Source organism: Ruegeria sp. BA2, from assembly GCF_056539605.1.
In genome coordinates this window covers 366,135-379,814 of the sequence record NZ_JBQFVE010000001.1, presented here as the reverse complement: position 1 = coordinate 379,814, position 13,680 = coordinate 366,135, and the positions used below count along the sequence as shown (strand labels likewise).

The following is a 13,680-nucleotide window of genomic DNA, read 5'->3' as shown; positions in this document are numbered from 1 at the left end:
TTCGATCATGCCCAAGGATCCCGATAACGCGCTTCATGCCGGACCACGCCATGTGGCGATCATCATGGATGGGAACGGTCGCTGGGCGCAGGCCCGTGGTCGCCCTCGGTTGTTCGGCCATCACGCAGGTGCACGCCGCGTCCGCGAAGTTGTCGAAGCTTGTCCGAGGTTGGGGATTAAATATCTTACCGTCTTTGCGTTTTCAACCGAGAACTGGAAACGCACACAGGTCGAAGTTGCGGGGCTGATGAGTCTGTTCCGACGCTACATTATCAAAGAAACCAGGACGTTGAAGGACAACGGCATTCGCGTGCGGTTCATCGGGGACCGTGTTCGTCTAGATGCCAAATTGACCGAATTGATGGACACGCTCGAGTGTGAAACTCAGGGCAATGATCAGGTCCATTTGACCATTGCACTGAATTACGGCGGCCGCGATGAAGTTGCTCGCGCAACAAAGCGTTTGGCGCAGGACGTAGCTGATGGAGTGTTGCGGCCCGAAGATGTTGATGAGGAAACGCTGCCGAAGTATCTCGACACGCGCGTTTTGCCCGATCCAGATCTGGTCATCCGAACAAGTGGCGAAGCACGGATATCGAATTTCCTGCTCTGGCAGTCTGCCTATTCCGAGTACGAATTCATCGATACGTTGTGGCCCGACTTTACTGCTGCAGAACTGGAGCGCCTCTGCCGCAGCTATGGGTCGCGTGAACGACGGTTCGGAGCGGTTCTGGCATGAGTGACGGCCGATGGTCTGATCTTACGGCGCGGGTATTGTCGGCATCGGTACTGGTGACTATAGCCGCAATCGAAGTCTGGCTTGGCGGGCTTTGGTTTGAAGCCTTCATCGCGGCAATCTGTGCATTGATGACCTGGGAACTGGTTCGGATGATTGACCCCGAACAGCGAGGGGTCGCGATTCAGTTGGCGATCCTGACCGGCGTGGCGGTCATCCTAAGCTACCACCTGCCGCCGCTTTACAAATTGCCATGCCTGGTCGCGCCGGCATTGGTTGGGGCAGGACAAATCAGTCGTGCCCGCGGCATCTATGTACTATTTGCGATCTGGATTGCGACGTCAGGTCTGGGCTTCATCTCGATCCGAGAGAACCTTGGCTTTGGGTGGATGGTTTGGCTGATCCTCGTGGTCATCGCCACTGATGTCGCCGGGTATTTTGTGGGCAAAACGCTGGGCGGACCTAAGTTTTGGCCCAGAGTAAGCCCTAAAAAGACTTGGTCCGGAACCGTCGGAGGTTGGGTAGCCGCCGCTCTTGTTGGCACAGGATTTGCGCTTTATGCCGGGTTCGGTTTTGCTTTTGTGGTCGTGTCGGTGCTGGCGTCGATGGCCAGTCAGGCAGGCGATATCGTTGAAAGTGCCACGAAACGCAGCTTTGGAATCAAAGACAGCTCGAACTTGATACCGGGCCATGGTGGGTTTCTGGACAGGTTCGACGGGATGATGGGCGCATCAGTGTTTGTTTTGCTTGCAGGGCTGTTCTACGCGCCCGGAGGTATGTGATGCGAAGGGTGTCCATATTCGGCGCAACCGGCTCAATAGGGCAGAATACGCTCGACCTGATTTCAAGAAACCCGGACGCCTATGATGTGATCGCTTTGACCGGCGGTAGCAATATCGCACAACTGGCACAAGATGCCGTTCGTCTGGGTGCCGACGTGGCAGTAACAGCCTTTGATGACAGGTTGGATGACCTTCTTTCCGCTTTGGCAGGTAGCGGCGTGCAAGCAGCGGCAGGGCAGGTGGCCTTAATCGAAGCCGGCGCACGTCCTGCCGACTGGGTAATGTCTGCTATTGTCGGCTCAGCTGGGTTGGCTCCGGGGATTGAGGCGTTGAAACAAGGCGCGACATTGGCGCTTGCGAACAAAGAAACGCTAGTTTGTGCGGGGCCGCTGGTGCTGGAGACGGCGCGGTCTCACGGTGCCACGCTGCTCCCTGTCGATAGCGAGCATTCAGCAGTTTTTCAGGCGCTTGTTGGCGAAGACATGGCAAGCGTTGAGCGGATCATCATCACTGCAAGTGGTGGTGCGTTCCGGGATTGGCCGCTGAGCGATCTGGCAAAGGCGACAGTCGAACAGGCCTCCAGCCATCCGAATTGGAACATGGGCCAGAGGATCACGATTGACAGCGCATCAATGTTTAACAAGGCTTTGGAAGTCATAGAAACAAAAGAATACTTTGGCGTTGATTCATCAAAAATTGAGGTTCTCGTTCACCCTGAATCCATCGTTCATGCGATGGTTGGATTTCAGGATGGTGCGCTAATGGCGCATATGGGCGCGCCAGATATGCGACATGCCATCGGGTACGCGCTGCACTGGCCGGAGCGGAACGAGCTTCCGGTTGCAAGGCTCGATCTGGCGCAACTGGGCCAACTGCGGTTTCAAAACCCGGACGAGGCCCGGTATCCCGCCCTACGCCTTGCCCGGGAAGTCATGCAACGCGGGGGGCTGTCGGGTGCGATTTTCAACGCCGCTAAAGAACGTGCATTGGATCACTTTATCGAACGTCGAATTCGCTTTCTGGACATGGCCGACGCGGTTTCGGCAGTGCTGGAGCGATTTGAGGCCGCAGATGGGCTTATTGATGCACCGCTGACACTTGATAATGTACAACAAACGGACCATCTCGCACGGCAGTGGGTCGATGAAACCGTATTAGAACGAGCAGGATAAAATTTTGGACATTCTTTCATTGATCCCGCAATTCGGAAATCTTCTTTATACGATCATTGCCTTTGTGATTGCGCTTTCGGTGATTGTCGCGGTGCACGAATACGGCCATTACATCGTTGGTCGATGGTCTGGCATTCACGCAGAGGTGTTCTCGATTGGTTTCGGACCAGTTCTGTGGAGCCGTGTAGACAAACGCGGAACCCGCTGGCAAATCGCGTTGCTGCCATTTGGCGGCTACGTTAAGTTTTTGGGCGATTCCAATGCCGCGTCGGGCAAAGACGAAGACGCGATGATTGAGATCGCGGAACAAAGCCCTGAAGAACTACGTCGGACCATGCATGGTGCGCCTTTGTGGGCGCGAGCTGCAACAGTTGCGGCTGGGCCAATTTTCAATTTTGCGATGTCGATACTCGTTTTTGGCCTTGTCTTCTGGTCGCAGGGTGTTTCACGCGAACCGTTGACAGTTGGTGCACTACAACCGTTGCCTGGTACGGTTCAGGGACTGCAGGAAGGTGACGAGATCATTGCGATCGCGGGATTGCCGACCCCTGATTTCGATGATTCCGCAAACTGGTCAGACTTCGTGGACACGCTGCCGGTCGTGCCGGAATTGGACTACACCGTCATCCGGGATGGCGAGACAATTGAAGTCGTGGCGCCTTGGTTCTTTCCGCCGTTGATCCAACAGGTTACACCCCGCAGTGCTGCTATGGATATCCAGCTGCAGCAAGGTGACGTTATCACATCAGTCGACGGTGACGCGATATTCGCGTTCGAACAGTTGAAAGAATATGTCGAGGAATCTGACGGGCGCGCCCTTTTGTTGAATGTTTGGCGTGATGGGGCTGATCTTGAGTTCGCGCTTGCACCTCGTCGCACGGATGAACCCACAGCAGAAGGTGGATTTGTGACGCATTGGCGTATCGGCATCGTCGGCGGCATGATGATTGAACCCGAGACGGTCCCCGCAGGTATATGGGATTCGGTGAAGGGTGGGGTAATTCAAACCGGTCGCATTATTGATGGGTCTTTGTCGGGTATGTGGCACATGATCACCGGCGCGATCAGTACCTGCAATATTTCGGGGCCTATTGGCATTGCCGAAACGTCCGGGGCAATGGCGAGCCAGGGTGCACAGAACTTCATCTTCTTCATCGCTGTTCTGTCTACTGCCGTTGGTTTGTTGAACTTGTTCCCGATCCCGGCACTGGATGGTGGTCATCTTGTATTCTATGCCTACGAGGCGGTTTCAGGTCGCCCGCCAAGCGATAAAGCCTTTCGAGTACTGATGGGCATAGGCGTTACATTGATCCTTTCGCTTATGCTCTTCTCAGTCAGTAACGATCTGTTCTGCTGATTAAGGCAATCAAGGCACCGTTAAGACGCAAAATTGCCGCATTTCAAAGGTACTCTTATCGTGTCCTTAGAATTGTGTGGGCTCGAGAACCATGACAAAAGCGTTACATAAGTCTTACCAGAGTGTCAGCGTCCTGTTTCAACTGAATTGGGATATGTTGCTAAGCTTTGCGGTGACCGCTTTGGCTTTGGCAGTTGGTGGCTATCTCCTCGGATTGTGATTCCTGTGCTCAACTCTAGTTCGAACATAGCGGCCCACTGGGCCGCTTTTTGCATTTTGGTCTTTTGACATGGTCCCATAATCGGGCTACTCAGCAGCTAAAGTCTGAAAATTCTGGGTAGTGATAAAAATGACTGACAGCAGGGGCACGGGCACATTCTGCGGCTCACGAGGGCGGCAAAGCAATATTTTGTGGCGGGCACTAACCCTCTTTTTCCTTTTTGCTACACCGGGTTTGATGGTTCTGCCACAGCCCGCGCTGGCGCAATCTTACACCATCAACAACTTCGAAGTTGAAGGTAATCGGCGGATCGAAACTTCGACCATTATCGCACGGACGGGAATCGAACCGGGGCAGACCGTGACCGCCGGACAACTTAATGATGCCTTTCAGCGTTTGCTTGACAGTGGTGTTTTTGAGACAGTCGAACTCACACCTCGCGGTAGCACATTGGTTATCGCGGTTGAAGAATATCCGACGATCAACCAAATTAGTATTGAAGGCAACCGCCGCGTAAAGGATGACGTACTCCTTGATGCGATCTCATCCCAGACACGCCGCGTCTTTACTCCGCAATTGGCCGAAGCTGATGCGGATCTGATTGCTGAGGTCTATTCGGCGCAGGGCAGAGTGTCCGCCACGGTAATCCCAAGAATCATTCGACGCAGCGATAACCGCGTAGACCTTGTGTTCGAAGTTGCCGAAGGCACAACAATCGAAGTTGAACGTGTCAGTTTCGTTGGCAACCGCGCGTTTTCGGACCGTCGTTTGCGTCGGGTGCTGGAAACAAAGCAAGCGAATATTCTGCGGACGTTCCTTCGCGGCGATACATTCATTGCTGATCGGATTGAATTCGACAAACAGGTTATCCGCGATTTCTACCTGTCGCGGGGATATATCGATTTTCGCGTAAACAGCGCCAATGTCGAATTTACGCGTGAACGCGATGCTTTCTTCCTGGTGATGAACGTCACCGAGGGGCAGAGGTTCTCATTTGGTCAGATTTCGACCGTCAGTGAAATTCCCGGCGTGGATCCGGCGCCTTATCAGGCTGCGCTCAAGGTCAAACCGGGTGTGATTTATTCTCCGACGGTTATTGAGAATTCGATTGCACGGTTGGAGCGTCTAGGCCTGAAGCAAGGCGTGGACTTCCTGCGCGTAGAACCCCGCGTCACGCGGAACCCGCGCGATCTGACCTTGGATGTGCAATTCGTCCTGACCCGTGGCCCGCGCATTTTTGTCGAACGTATCGATATCGAAGGAAACACCACTACTTTAGACCGCGTGATCCGTCGTCAGTTCGACACGGTCGAAGGTGACCCTTTCAACCCCAGAGAAATTCGCCAGAGTGCCGAACGTATCCGTGCACTTGGTTTCTTCTCGGTTGCGGATGTGGAAACGCGGGAGGGGTCTTCACCCAGCCAGGTCATCGTGGACGTTGACGTCGAAGAACAACCTACCGGATCGCTAAGCCTTGGCGGCAGTTACTCGGTCTCTGACGGATTCGGGATTGCTATCGGTCTGAATGAATCGAACTTCCTCGGCCGAGGGCAGAATCTGGGCGTTACGCTTTCGACCGCTCAGGATGCCGAACAGTACACGATCAATTTCACCGAGCCTTATTTGCTTGGACGCAAGCTGCGCTTTGATTTGGGTTTGGGTCTTGCCAGCACAAATTCTAGCTTTGCCAGCTATGATACAGAAACCGTGTTTTTCAGACCTCAGCTTAGCTATGCGATTGGCGAACTCTCAGCGCTCCGGCTTCGCTACGGATGGAATCGCAGCGAGATGACGCAGCAGAGCAATGAAACGAACGGGGCGGTTATCTCATCGGAAATCGATCAGGGGAAACGGACCAGCAGTTCGATCGGTGTCTCTTATGTCTATGATAGTCGACTTGGTGGTCTGAATCCCAATGCAGGTGTCCTGTTTGAGCTTGGCGTAGATGCGGCTGGTCTCGGTGGTGACAATGAATACATCAAAACGACGGCTCGGGCGATTGCTCAGCAGCGTGTTCTGAACGAAGAAGTTGTACTTCGTGCCACGCTCGAGCTTGGCGCGTTGAATTGGACCGGTGACGATTTCAGCCGCACAATTGACCGGTTCGTCTTGGGGCCGAGCGTGTTCCGCGGATTCGAACCTGCCGGTCTCGGACCGCGTGACCTTTCCAACGGTCAGGATGACGCCATCGGGGGCAATTACTACTGGGTCGCCCGTTTTGAGTCAGATTTCCCTCTGGGACTTCCCGAAGAGCTGGGCCTGCGTGGGGGTGTTTTCTACGATGTTGGTAACCTCTACAACATCAACAACGTTAACACTGCTGGTGCAGATATTGTCGGTGCCAGCGGATCCATCCGGCACGTAATCGGCGTGTCCGTCTTGTGGGAAACACCGTTTGGCCCGCTGCGCTTTAACTTCTCGAATGCCCTCAAAAAAGAGGAATTCGATAAAGAGCAAAGCTTTGACCTGACGGTTCAAGCCAGGTTCTGATCGCGGATGATCAACGAAACCATGAAATTCATGCAGGGCCCGTTACGGGCCCTGTGCGTTTTGGCACTGCTGATTGTGTCTGTACCGCTGAATGCGCAACAGTTAGGCATCCCGCAAACCGACGTGCTGACAATTTCCAGCGAACGGTTATTTGCGGATTCGGCCTTTGGTCAACGAGTGTTTAGGGAAATCGAGGCCGAGAGCGCTCTGCTCTCTGACGAAAACGAACGCATCGTTGCCGAACTCAGTACGGAAGAAAAAGAACTGACGAACAAGCGGGTTGAGCTTTCTGCAGAAGAATTCCGCCCTCTGGCTGAAGCATTTGACGAAAAGGTCCAATCGCACCGGGATAGCCAGCGCGCAAAACTCGACGTTCTGGCGCGCCGCGGAGAAGAGGCGCGCGGACAGTTTTTTGAGATGGCACAACCGGTACTGATCGAGCTGTTGCGCGAATTTGGAGCATCCATCGTTATTGAGCGTTCGAACGTGGTGCTGAGTTCGGATGCCTCAGACATCACTGATGCCGCCATCGCCCGAATAAACGCTGCAATCGGCGATGGGTCGACGCTTGAAAACAAGAACGGCGAATAGGCTGGCTTGCCCTTGGGAACGGGTATTGCTAACCACGCTTGAAAGAGACATCCAGAACAGGACATCCGCATCATGACCACGGAAACCAAGAGCGCCGACATTCAGCTGATCCAGCGTATTTTGCCGCATCGCTATCCGTTTTTGCTGGTCGACAAGGTTGTAGATATCGACGGCTATCAATCAGCGGTCGGCATCAAGAATGTCACTATGAACGAGCCGCATTTTCAGGGCCATTTCCCTGGAACTCCGATTATGCCTGGCGTGACGATTGTCGAGGCGATGGCACAGACCGCAGGGGTTATGCTCGGCGTTGGCATGGACGTGATCGACAGCGAGCTGTTGATCTATTTCATGAACATCGACAAATGCAAATTCCGCCGCAAGGTAGTGCCTGGCGACGTTCTCGAAATGCATGTCGAAACCGTTCGTGGCAAGAAGGGTGGTAAGATCTTCAAATTCAGCGGTCGCGCGACTGTCGAAGGTGAGGTTGCGGCGGAAGCCGAGTTCTCGGCCTACGTCGATTGGGACATGGAAAAAACAACATGAGCGGTATCCATCCCAGCGCTATTATCGAAGACGGAGCGCAGATCGGGCAAGGCTGCACGATTGGTCCGTTCTGCCATGTCGGGCCACAGGTCCGTTTGGGCGATCGGGTTGAACTGAAGTCTCATGTGGTAGTCACCGGAGACACCTCGGTGGGTGATGACACGGTGATTTTCAGCTTCGCCGTTGTCGGGGAAATCCCGCAAGACAAAAAGTTTGGCGGCGAAAACACCCGACTTGAAATCGGTGAGCGCAACCGCATTCGCGAGCATGTGACCATTAACACCGGAACGGATGGTGGCGGTGGCATTACTCGGATCGGGGATGACTGCCTGCTGATGGCGGGTGTCCATGTGGCGCACGATGTTCAGATCGGCAACCGGGTTATTCTGGTCAACCATGCGGGTGCTGCTGGTCATTGCATTATCGAAGATGATGTCATCGTTGGCGGTATCTCGGGGCTGCATCAATTCGTGCGCGTCGGTCGGGGCGCCATCATTGGCGCTCTGACAATGGTTCCGAATGATGTGATTCCCTACGGGTTGGTTCAGGCCCCTCGGGGTGAACTGGATGGTCTGAATCTGGTTGGTCTGAAACGGCGCGGTGTCACGCGCGAAGATATCTCGGCGCTGCGGGCAGCCTTCAAGGAACTGTCCGAGGGTGATGGCACGTTCATGGATCGCGCCCACCGCTTGGGTGAGGATGCCGAAAATGAATATGTGCGCCAAATCGTTGAGTTTGTGACCGGGCAAACCGACCGTTCGTTCCTGACCCCAAGGAAATAGCTCCATGTTGGCACTGATCGCAGGAACAGGAGCGCTGCCGGAGGAGGTAGTGGCGGCTTTGCCGAGCCGTCCGTTGATCTGCGCGTTGGAAGGGTTTGAGCCGGATACGCTGACCACCGAGGTCGTGTTCCCGCTAGAACAGCTGGGCAGTTTCATTGCTGATCTCAAAGCCCGTGGCGTAACCGAGATTTGTATGGCTGGGGCCGTGCGCCGTCCATCCGTGAACCCTGCGCGCATCGATGCAGCGACGATGCCGTTAGTGCCAATCCTGCAAAAGGCCATTATGGCGGGGGACGACGGCGCATTGCGCGCTGTCATTGGTATTTTCGAGGATGCCGACCTGACGGTTCGTGCGGCGCATGAGATCGCGCCGGATTTATTGCCGCCAATCGGCGCATTGACAGAAGCACAGCCCTCTGAAGCGGATCATGCGGACGCAGATCGTGCCGCGGGAATCCTGCGCAGCATGGGGGCGGCAGATATCGGTCAGGCTTGTGTGGTGCTGAAATCCCAAGCGCTGGCGGTCGAAGGTATCTATGGAACCGCATGGATGCTGCAATCCTTGACACAACGCCCAGATGCAGGCGGCGGCATCCTGTTTAAAGGACCGAAACCAGATCAGGACAGGCGCGCCGATATGCCTACTATCGGCCCTGATACAGTTGCGGGGGCAGTCGCGGCTGGCCTCTCGGGCATTGTGATCGAAAAGGGCGGTGTCATCGTCCTGCAGCGCGACCGCGTGATTGATGAGTGTAACCGCCTCGGTCTGTTCCTCTACGTTCGCGAGCGTACGATCTGATGCGTGTCTTCCTGGTCGCTGGTGAACCCTCGGGCGACCGATTGGGGGCCGCGCTGATGGAAGGGCTTAAAACTCTGGTACCAGAAGTGCAGTTTGATGGGGTTGGTGGGCCGCTGATGCAGTCACAGGGGCTGACAAGTCAGTTTCCCATGTCGGAACTTAGCGTCATGGGCCTGGTCGAGGTTCTGCCCAAGTACTTTCATTTGAAACGCCGTATTGCAGAAACTGCTCAGGCGGTTCTGGATAAGCAACCCGATGTGCTTATCACGATCGACAGCCCGGATTTCTCGCTCAGGGTTGCGAAGTTGGTCAAATCTTCAAGCGATATTCGAACCGTCCACTACGTGGCGCCCAGCGTTTGGGCCTGGAGACCGGGGCGCGCGGACAAGATGGCGAAAGTAATCGACCACGTTCTGGCGCTGCTTCCGTTTGAGCCGCCTTACATGGAGCGGGCAGGGATGGAGTGTGACTTTGTCGGCCATCCGGTAGTCAACGAACCAATAGCCTCGGCCCAAGACATCCAACAATTCCGCTTGGCTCATGATCTGGGTGATGCCCCAATTGTGCTGGCTTTGCCGGGCTCTCGACGAGGTGAAGTTGAACGGCTGGTTCCGATATTTGGCGATGCGCTGCGGAAATTCATGAAAGACCGAAAAGACGCACGTGTGGTTGTTCCGACAGTCGCGCATATGGTTGATACGGTTACCGAGCTGGTAAGTAATTGGCCGGGGCGGCCTGTGGTTGTTGATCCGCGACAGCTGCCTTCGGACGACGCTCAGGCGCGGAAACGGGCGGCGTTTGCTGCCGCTGATCTTGCTTTGGCGGCCTCGGGCACGGTGTCTTTGGAGCTGGCCGCACAAGCAACACCGATGGTGATTGCCTACAATTTGAATTGGCTCACCACGCTGATCGCCAAACGTATGGTCAAACTTGATACGGTGACTCTGGTCAATCTGGTCTCAGACACTCGCGCTGTGCCAGAATGTTTGCTGGACGATTGCCAGCCCGATAAGATTGCTGGGGCATTGGAACAAGTGGCAGCGACACCTGACGCACAACGCCACGCCATGGCAGCCACGATGAACCGCCTTGGACGCGGTGGCGAAGCGCCGGGATTGCGCGCGGCAAAAGCCGTCATAGACAGAATGAACGCGTGATGCTGGATCATGTGATCTTTGCTGCCTCTGCCTTTATGGCGCAGGTTCTGACCAACCTTGATAACCTTGCAGCGCTTGTTGCGCTCATGATGGTGTCCGGTCCGCATCGGACTGTTACAGGATTCTTACTTGCGCAAATACTGATCATCGCAGCCGCCTTATTGCTGGCATTGGGCGTTGATGATGTGGTGCCACATTGGGCCGGATATCTGGGCGTGATACCGCTTGGCCTCGGTTTGGTCGGAGCTATCCGTCAATTCCGAAGGACTGAGACCGAAGAGGCCCCGAAAATATCTTCGGGCGCCTCAACGCTTGTAACGATGCTGCTGTTTATCAGCCTATCGATGGACACTTTCGCTGTTCTTGCACCGCTGTTGGCGGACTCAGCGCCCAGCTATCGGATTGCGGGCGTCACCGGCGCGTTGGTTGCAGCGATAACCCTAACTATGCTGGGGCTGATGGGCGCACGCTCTCCGATCATGACTGGCGGTTTTGCGCAGAAGCTTGAGAAGCTGGTGCCTTACGTGATGATCTGTGCCGGGATCTATATCCTCAGCAATTCGTGGACTGACGCGATTTAATAGCCACGCCAGATCCAGCCACCACCAAAGATACGGCTGCCGCCGGTTTCGTAGAACACACAAGCTTGTCCGGGAGAGATGCCTTCTTCGGGTGTTAGTAACTCAACTTCGGCTGTTGTATCTGACAGGGGACGAATGATCGCCTCGCGCGGGGGGCGGGTCGAGCGGACCTTGACCGAAACATGCCATTCGTCTTTCGACGTAAACGGTTCATCGCCAAGCCAGTTGATCTCACGCACAGGGACGGTTCTTGTGGCCAGCATCTCTTTGGGGCCAACAACAACCTGCTTTTTGTCAACGTCCAGCTTGACCACATACAGTGGATCGCTGAGGCCACCGATCCCAAGGCCACGACGCTGGCCGATGGTATAGTGGATCACGCCATCATGCTGCGCCAGCACGCGGCCATCAGCATGCACGATCTCACCCGGCTCGGCCGCGCCAGGACGCAGTTTCTCGATCACGCTGGCATAGTTGCCATTGGGCACAAAGCAGATGTCCTGACTGTCTGGCTTGTCTGCAACGGCAAGTCCATACTGCGCCGCCATCTCGCGCGTGGCATCCTTGGAAGGCAGATGACCCAGCGGAAAGCGCAGGAAATCCAACTGTTCAGGCGTGGTGGAGAACAGGAAATAGGATTGATCCCGGTTCGCATCCTCAGCACTGTGCAGTTCCGGGCCATTTGAGCCCATTTTGCGCTGAATATAATGACCGGTTGCCATGCAATCGGCCTCAAGATCCTTGGCAGTCTCCAATAGGTCCTTGAACTTCACGCGCTCATTACAGCGGATGCAGGGTACTGGGGTCGCGCCAGCCAGATAGCTGTCGGCAAACTCGTCGATCACGGCATCTTTGAATATGTTTTCATAGTCCAAGACATAGTGCGGAAACCCGCGCTCTTCGGCCACACGGCGCGCATCATGGATGTCGATCCCTGCGCAGCAGGCACCTTTTTTGGCCAATGCGGCTCCGTGGTCATACAGCTGCAGCGTCACGCCGACGACATCGTAGCCCTGATCGGCCAGATAAGCCGCCACAACCGAACTGTCGACGCCGCCCGACATGGCCACAACCACCCGCGTTTCCGAAGGTGGTTTGGCAAAACCAAGCGAGTTCAGCGGGGTCTCGGTATCGAGGGCCATGGGCGGTTCCAGTCCGGGTTACAGAAGACCGGCAGAATATAAGAAAATTCTACACACTCTCAAGGGGCGGCTTCACACCCTTTTAAGTAGACTGGATGCAGCTTTGTCGCAGCAGTAGAGGGTATGAAAGATGTATTTGCACAAAGTGGAAGGTCCAAGGTCGGTCACCCTGCCGGACGGGAGCGTGCTGACACGCGCCGATTTACCTCCTGCGGATACGCGGCGATGGGTGGCCTCGCGGAAAGTCATCGTCGTTCGTGGTGTGCTGTACGGGCTGATTTCTCTGTCAGAAGCCAAAAAGCGCTATGGCATCAGCGACGAAGAATTCAATTCGTGGGTTTCAGCGGTCGCCGAACACGGTATCGACGCTTTGAAGGTGACGGCCTTAAAAAAATATCGACAACTTAAGGGAGAGAGTGAATAAATGATTCAACGGTAACGCCAGATTAACCTTTTTTATTCAGGCTCAAATCAGTTGAAGAATTTGACCTAAATTGGAGCAGTAAGAAATGCGCATACTTCTTGTCGAGGATGATCCGACCACGTCCAAAAGCATCGAACTGATGCTGACACACGCCAATCTCAACGTGTATGCGACGGACCTTGGCGAAGAAGGTATCGATCTGGCCAAGCTCTATGATTACGATCTCATTCTTCTGGACTTGAATCTGCCAGATATGAACGGACATGAGGTACTGCGCCAACTGCGGATCGCACGGGTCGAGACACCGATCCTGATCTTGTCCGGCGCGGATGATACCGAAAGCAAGATCAAAGGCTTTGGATTTGGCGCGGATGATTATCTGACCAAACCCTTCCATCGAGAAGAGTTGGTGGCGCGCATTCACGCCATTATCCGCCGCTCTAAAGGGCATTCTCAATCTGTGATCCATACTGGCCAGGTGGCCGTCAATCTGGATGCCAAAACGGTTGAGGTGAATGGGAAGACCGTTCACCTGACCGGCAAGGAATATCAGATGCTGGAACTTTTAAGCCTGCGGAAAGGCACGACACTGACTAAAGAAATGTTCCTGAACCATCTATACGGCGGCATGGATGAACCGGAACTGAAAATTATTGACGTCTTTATTTGTAAGTTGCGCAAGAAACTCAGCAATGCGACCGGCGGTGAGAATTACATCGAGACGGTTTGGGGCCGTGGATATGTCCTGCGGGATCCTCAAGCGAACAACATGGGTGAAACCCGCATTGCTGTGGGTGCTTAACCAAATCTGACAGCTGCCGTCGTTGGTCCGGGGCGGTAATTCCACTCGCGTCGCAGCACAACACTGGACCTGACCATGGCCTCGTCCTATCACTGGGTT

Annotated in this window: 14 protein-coding genes; 13 read left to right on the top strand and 1 reads right to left on the bottom strand. The window is 54.9% G+C overall.

Annotated elements, in window-relative coordinates; genetic code table 11:
• Positions 1 to 7 precede the first annotated feature (7 nt).
• The 11 genes from ACR0NN_RS01905 to ACR0NN_RS01855 all read left to right on the top strand — a co-directional run bounded on the left by ACR0NN_RS01905 (position 8) and on the right by ACR0NN_RS01855 (position 11,213).
• Positions 8 to 739: an isoprenyl transferase gene (locus ACR0NN_RS01905; RefSeq protein ID WP_170719140.1), complete on the top strand. Its 732-nt coding sequence runs from the start codon at positions 8 to 10 to the stop codon at positions 737 to 739.
• A complete protein-coding gene (locus ACR0NN_RS01900) occupies positions 736 to 1,518 on the top strand; it encodes a phosphatidate cytidylyltransferase (RefSeq protein WP_170719137.1) in 783 nt (260 codons plus the stop codon). Before ACR0NN_RS01905 ends, ACR0NN_RS01900 begins: the two co-directional genes overlap by 4 nt.
• On the top strand, positions 1,518 to 2,690 hold the full coding sequence (dxr, locus tag ACR0NN_RS01895) for a 1-deoxy-D-xylulose-5-phosphate reductoisomerase (protein ID WP_170719135.1): 1,173 nt from the start codon (positions 1,518 to 1,520) through the stop codon (positions 2,688 to 2,690). The genes ACR0NN_RS01900 and dxr overlap by 1 nt, the downstream gene beginning before the upstream one ends.
• A 4-nt stretch (positions 2,691 to 2,694) precedes the next feature.
• The gene (gene rseP, locus ACR0NN_RS01890) at positions 2,695 to 4,047 is read left to right on the top strand and encodes an RIP metalloprotease RseP (RefSeq protein ID WP_170719130.1); all 1,353 of its coding nucleotides are present in this window, start codon (positions 2,695 to 2,697) and stop codon (positions 4,045 to 4,047) included.
• A 349-nt stretch (positions 4,048 to 4,396) separates the two neighbouring features.
• A complete protein-coding gene (gene bamA, locus ACR0NN_RS01885) occupies positions 4,397 to 6,757 on the top strand; it encodes an outer membrane protein assembly factor BamA (protein ID WP_170719127.1) in 2,361 nt (786 codons plus the stop codon).
• 6 nt (positions 6,758 to 6,763) lie between these two features.
• On the top strand, positions 6,764 to 7,348 hold the full coding sequence (locus ACR0NN_RS01880) for an OmpH family outer membrane protein (protein WP_170719125.1): 585 nt from the start codon (positions 6,764 to 6,766) through the stop codon (positions 7,346 to 7,348).
• A 72-nt stretch (positions 7,349 to 7,420) separates the two neighbouring features.
• Positions 7,421 to 7,894: a 3-hydroxyacyl-ACP dehydratase FabZ gene (gene fabZ / locus ACR0NN_RS01875; protein ID WP_170393131.1), complete on the top strand. Its 474-nt coding sequence runs from the start codon at positions 7,421 to 7,423 to the stop codon at positions 7,892 to 7,894.
• Complete coding sequence (gene lpxA / locus ACR0NN_RS01870; RefSeq protein WP_170683926.1) at positions 7,891 to 8,676, top strand: acyl-ACP--UDP-N-acetylglucosamine O-acyltransferase; 786 nt, start codon at positions 7,891 to 7,893, stop codon at positions 8,674 to 8,676. Before fabZ ends, lpxA begins: the two co-directional genes overlap by 4 nt.
• A gap of 4 nt (positions 8,677 to 8,680) precedes the next feature.
• On the top strand, positions 8,681 to 9,475 hold the full coding sequence (locus ACR0NN_RS01865) for a UDP-2,3-diacylglucosamine diphosphatase LpxI domain-containing protein (protein ID WP_170719123.1): 795 nt from the start codon (positions 8,681 to 8,683) through the stop codon (positions 9,473 to 9,475).
• Positions 9,475 to 10,632, top strand: coding sequence for a lipid-A-disaccharide synthase (gene lpxB / locus ACR0NN_RS01860; RefSeq protein WP_170719120.1), 1,158 nt, complete (start codon positions 9,475 to 9,477; stop codon positions 10,630 to 10,632). The genes ACR0NN_RS01865 and lpxB overlap by 1 nt, the downstream gene beginning before the upstream one ends.
• Entirely contained in the window at positions 10,632 to 11,213 is a 582-nt protein-coding gene (locus tag ACR0NN_RS01855) for a cadmium resistance transporter (protein WP_170719116.1), read from the top strand. The genes lpxB and ACR0NN_RS01855 overlap by 1 nt, the downstream gene beginning before the upstream one ends.
• On the opposite strand, the gene mnmA is transcribed toward ACR0NN_RS01855, so the two are convergent.
• Positions 11,210 to 12,355 carry a tRNA 2-thiouridine(34) synthase MnmA gene (gene mnmA / locus ACR0NN_RS01850; protein WP_170719114.1) on the bottom strand — a complete coding sequence of 382 codons (1,146 nt, stop codon included), beginning with the start codon at positions 12,353 to 12,355 and terminating at the stop codon, positions 11,210 to 11,212. The genes ACR0NN_RS01855 and mnmA overlap by 4 nt on opposite strands.
• A gap of 130 nt (positions 12,356 to 12,485) precedes the next feature.
• Between mnmA and sciP the strand changes: the two genes are divergently transcribed.
• Together sciP and ctrA are read left to right on the top strand one after the other, a co-directional pair.
• Positions 12,486 to 12,779, top strand: coding sequence for a CtrA inhibitor SciP (sciP, locus tag ACR0NN_RS01845; protein ID WP_170393125.1), 294 nt, complete (start codon positions 12,486 to 12,488; stop codon positions 12,777 to 12,779).
• A gap of 85 nt (positions 12,780 to 12,864) precedes the next feature.
• Positions 12,865 to 13,581 (top strand): response regulator transcription factor CtrA, encoded by a 717-nt coding sequence (ctrA, locus tag ACR0NN_RS01840; protein WP_170683913.1) that lies wholly within the window; start codon positions 12,865 to 12,867, stop codon positions 13,579 to 13,581.
• Positions 13,582 to 13,680 lie beyond the last annotated feature (99 nt).

What these genes read in the sequence shown, in the direction of transcription:
- ACR0NN_RS01905 (WP_170719140.1), top strand. Translation starts at nt 8, where the DNA reads ATGCCCAAGGATCCCGATAACGCGCTTCATGCCGGACCACGCCATGTG.
- ACR0NN_RS01900 (WP_170719137.1), top strand. Translation starts at nt 736, where the DNA reads ATGAGTGACGGCCGATGGTCTGATCTTACGGCGCGGGTATTGTCGGCA.
- dxr (WP_170719135.1), top strand. Translation starts at nt 1,518, where the DNA reads ATGCGAAGGGTGTCCATATTCGGCGCAACCGGCTCAATAGGGCAGAAT.
- bamA (WP_170719127.1), top strand. Translation starts at nt 4,397, where the DNA reads ATGACTGACAGCAGGGGCACGGGCACATTCTGCGGCTCACGAGGGCGG.
- ACR0NN_RS01880 (WP_170719125.1), top strand. Translation starts at nt 6,764, where the DNA reads ATGATCAACGAAACCATGAAATTCATGCAGGGCCCGTTACGGGCCCTG.
- fabZ (WP_170393131.1), top strand. Translation starts at nt 7,421, where the DNA reads ATGACCACGGAAACCAAGAGCGCCGACATTCAGCTGATCCAGCGTATT.
- lpxA (WP_170683926.1), top strand. Translation starts at nt 7,891, where the DNA reads ATGAGCGGTATCCATCCCAGCGCTATTATCGAAGACGGAGCGCAGATC.
- ACR0NN_RS01865 (WP_170719123.1), top strand. Translation starts at nt 8,681, where the DNA reads ATGTTGGCACTGATCGCAGGAACAGGAGCGCTGCCGGAGGAGGTAGTG.
- lpxB (WP_170719120.1), top strand. Translation starts at nt 9,475, where the DNA reads ATGCGTGTCTTCCTGGTCGCTGGTGAACCCTCGGGCGACCGATTGGGG.
- ACR0NN_RS01855 (WP_170719116.1), top strand. Translation starts at nt 10,632, where the DNA reads ATGCTGGATCATGTGATCTTTGCTGCCTCTGCCTTTATGGCGCAGGTT.
- mnmA (WP_170719114.1), bottom strand. Translation starts at nt 12,355, where the DNA reads ATGGCCCTCGATACCGAGACCCCGCTGAACTCGCTTGGTTTTGCCAAA.
- sciP (WP_170393125.1), top strand. Translation starts at nt 12,486, where the DNA reads ATGTATTTGCACAAAGTGGAAGGTCCAAGGTCGGTCACCCTGCCGGAC.
- ctrA (WP_170683913.1), top strand. Translation starts at nt 12,865, where the DNA reads ATGCGCATACTTCTTGTCGAGGATGATCCGACCACGTCCAAAAGCATC.